Annotated in this window: 1 protein-coding gene; it reads left to right on the top strand. The window is 62.3% G+C overall.

The window, feature by feature from the left end; translation table 11 throughout:
* The first annotated feature begins 53 nt into the window (after nucleotides 1–53).
* Nucleotides 54–1,127 (top strand): IS630 family transposase, encoded by a 1,074-nt coding sequence (locus QQM37_RS14365; RefSeq protein ID WP_285728302.1) that lies wholly within the window; start codon nucleotides 54–56, stop codon nucleotides 1,125–1,127.

The raw sequence follows: 1,127 nt of genomic DNA, 5'->3' as shown, positions 1-1,127 counted from the left end.
CTAGTGTCGCGTGTCGTTAATGCTTAGACGTTTGGTTTTTGGGAGGATTGGTTATGGCCAATCGTCCCGCTGCTGCTCTGGGTCTTCGTGATGGTGATCTTGAGGAATTGAACCGCTTGTCCCGGTCCACGTCCGTGCGGGCCGGGCTCGCGCAGCGAGTTCGCATTGTGTTGCTGGCCGCGGAAGGTGTCTCGAACACTGTGATTGCTGAACGGGTCGGGGCGACCCGGACAACGGTGATCGGGTGGCGCAACCGCTACGAGTCCTCGGGAATCCCTGGACTTCGGGACCAGGACCGCCCGGGACGTCCGCGTCGGGTGGACCATCGCGACATCGTGGCGGCGACGTTGACGCCGCCACCGAAAAAGTACGGGGTCACGCATTGGTCCTCGAGGTTGCTCGCCTCCCGGCTGGGCATCGGCAACGCAACCGTGGCACGGGCCTGGCGGGAGTACGGGGTCCAGCCCTGGAGGAGCGAGACGTTCAAGTTCTCCACGGACCCGGAACTCATTGCCAAGGTCACTGATGTTGTAGGGCTGTATCTCGCCCCGCCGGAGAACGCAGTGGTGCTCTGCGTGGACGAGAAGTCCCAGATCCAGGCGTTGGATCGGACCGCGCCGATGCTGCCGATGCAGCCCGGACTCGTGGAGCGGCGCACCCACGACTACACCCGCCACGGCACCACCACCTTGTTCGCAGCGCTGGAAATCGCCACCGGAAAGATTACCGGAGCCATGAAGCCCAAGCACCGCCGGCAGGAGTTCCTCAGCTTTCTCCGACAACTAGACCGCGCCTACCCCGAGCAGGAACTGCACCTGGTCATGGACAACTACGCCACTCACAGGACCCCGGAGGTGAAGGCCTGGCTCGCCAGGCATCCCCGCTTCATCGTTCACTTCACCCCGACCTCCGGGTCGTGGCTGAACCTCGTCGAGGTCTGGTTCGGGATCATCGACCGGCAGGCTATCCGACGTGGCGTCTTCACCAGTGTGAAGGACCTGAACCAGAAGATCCGGCAGTTCATCACCGGTTGGAATGACCGGTGCCACCCTTTCATCTGGACGAAAACCTCGGAACAGATCCTCGCGAAAGCCAATCGCCCAACTACTTCAGAAACGCGACACTAG

Origin of the sequence: Psychromicrobium xiongbiense (genome assembly GCF_030271165.1) — a bacterium.
Classification (GTDB): Bacteria; Actinomycetota; Actinomycetes; order Actinomycetales; family Micrococcaceae; genus Renibacterium; species Renibacterium xiongbiense.
The sequence above is the reverse complement of the archived record's forward strand: the minus strand, read 5'-3'. Positions and strand labels throughout refer to the sequence as shown.